The 1,928-nt window shown below is 59.3% G+C and carries 2 protein-coding genes and 1 pseudogene; 2 read left to right on the top strand and 1 reads right to left on the bottom strand.

Going from position 1 to position 1,928, the window contains the following annotated elements; genetic code table 11:
• Nucleotides 1-414, bottom strand: a pseudogene (locus AC0L3D_RS36520) (hypothetical protein); the annotation flags it as partial.
• A 301-nt stretch (nucleotides 415-715) separates the two neighbouring features.
• Here AC0L3D_RS36520 and AC0L3D_RS36515 point away from each other — a divergent pair.
• A complete protein-coding gene (locus AC0L3D_RS36515) occupies nucleotides 716-1,624 on the top strand; it encodes a PhnA-like protein (RefSeq protein ID WP_473630532.1) in 909 nt (302 codons plus the stop codon).
• Nucleotides 1,625-1,685: 61 nt separating this feature from the next.
• Nucleotides 1,686-1,835: a hypothetical protein gene (locus tag AC0L3D_RS36510; protein ID WP_287240870.1), complete on the top strand. Its 150-nt coding sequence runs from the start codon at nucleotides 1,686-1,688 to the stop codon at nucleotides 1,833-1,835.
• Nucleotides 1,836-1,928 lie beyond the last annotated feature (93 nt).

Below are 1,928 nucleotides of genomic sequence, written 5' to 3'. Positions count from 1 at the left end.
GTGAAACTTTTCCTCGGGATGGGCGACCCGAAAGCGGACTACAGGGACAGCGTGGCACAGGTTCGCATGAAGTAACCGGCCCTCTATACTGGACCCAGGCAGTGCCCTTTCGACCGTGCTGAAGAGCGCGTCCCTGCCATAGCGCCTGATGAGGGCGGGCGCCTTGACCTCCGCATGGTGCGAGCAATTTCTGCACCAGGCCCGTAACATGTGCCATTTGCGGAGATCGCTCAGCGATACGTCCAGCCCGGCATGTATGCTGCCCTCTACGATGGTCTGCGGCGCGCGGATGGCGGTTTGCCAGGCCGCTTGGCTGACAAATGAGTCCGGCGATCGACAGATGGTCTCGACAAGCGCCTTCTCCTCGCGGTCCCAAACCTCGATCCGGAAATTGTCCTCCGCTGTTGTTGCCATGGCTCGAGTCGCGCCTCGAGCGATAGCGCGTTATCGCCTCGCCGTCGCCTGCGATCGTTGCCCTGACCTCGTCACAGCTCATGCTGGTCGAGTTGTAACGAGAAATCGCCTGCGCCTCGAACGAGACCAGCAACGGGCATAGGATAATCAATGTGCGTTTCATGATCATCTCCGCACGGCAATTCGGAACATTTCTCTCTCCCTGCGGTTGGAGAGTCGAGGGCGGTCAGCCCCAGCAATGAAGGCCATCATCGCAGCGCTGGTTCCCCAGGAGCTTGCCGCAATAACAAGGACAACAGTGATGAGCGACGCAATTCCCAACCCCCGCCAAGAAGAAAATTTGGCTTACTCGACCGCAAGTGATGATGCTCACGCGATCCTTCTGAACAAAGTCAGTTGGGGCGCCATTCTCGCCGGAGTGGTTGTGGCTCTCGTGACGCAAGTCCTGCTGACGATGCTGGGTGCTGGTGTCGGCATCGCGACGCTCGATCCCGGGACCGGTGACAATCCCGAGGCATCGACGTTTTCAATTGTAGCCGGTATCTGGTACGTCCTGTCTGGCATTGTTGCTGCGTTCGTCGGCGGCTACATCGCTGCTCGGATGTCCGGCAAGACGTCCCCCACCACGGGCGCGCTCCATGGGCTGACAACCTGGGCACTCACAACCTTGCTGGTGCTATATTTCCTCACCAGCACAGTCGGCATTATTGTTGGCGGAGCTTTTAGCGGTATCGCAAGCGCCGTCGGCGGCTTGGGCGAGACCGTAGCGCAAACCGCGGAACCAATTGTGGCAGAGGCTAATCCTCTGGAAGCCATTGAGGCTCAGGTGCGCTCGACCGGTACGGACCCGGAGGCGCTTAACAATGCGGCCATCAGTGCGATGCGTGCGCTCGTCATGGGCAACGAGGCGGATGTCAATTCAGCCCGTCAAAACGCAGCACAAGCACTGGCGACGGCACGTGGTATCCCTCTCGAACAAGCCACGGAACAGGTGACGCAAATGGAACAGCAATATCGCCAAGCCGTCGAGCAGGCGAAGCAACAAGCGGCGGAAGCCGCAGATACCGCTGCTTCGATCGCATCGACCGGCGCGCTTCTGGCATTCGTCTCCCTTGTGCTTGGCGCGATTGCTGGCTGGTTTGGCGGCCGTTCCGGGGTGGTTCACCCAGTCTTTGCAGACCGTCTCATACCTTCGCGGCGCGGTTTGTAACGTAACGCGTCGCGCTCCATTGATGCTTAGAAACGTCTCCGGCGTGCTGCTGGAGCCCGCAATGGATGACGCTCTCAACTTCATAGCGGCTGAAATGAAAATTGGCCGGTCGGAACTCATTCAGATCGTGCTGCGCGAATGGCTGGAAATCAACGCCTATCAGCCAGTTCGAACGATCGACGAGGGAATCGAAATAGACGGCAGCGCTTAGGACTTCCGTGATTTCTACCTACCCTCTGGTAGTTGTCGTGCGGCCGACCCCAATCCGCCAGGCCGGCACCCTACAGGCAATCCACCCCAACGC

This window comes from Mesorhizobium sp. WSM4837 (assembly GCF_055811435.1).
Note: the sequence above shows the minus strand (reverse complement) of the source record. Positions and strands in the feature narration are given on the sequence as shown.

Coding starts and splice junctions, on each gene's coding strand:
- AC0L3D_RS36515 (WP_473630532.1), top strand. CDS start 716: ATGAGCGACGCAATTCCCAACCCCCGCCAAGAAGAAAATTTGGCTTAC.
- AC0L3D_RS36510 (WP_287240870.1), top strand. CDS start 1,686: ATGGATGACGCTCTCAACTTCATAGCGGCTGAAATGAAAATTGGCCGG.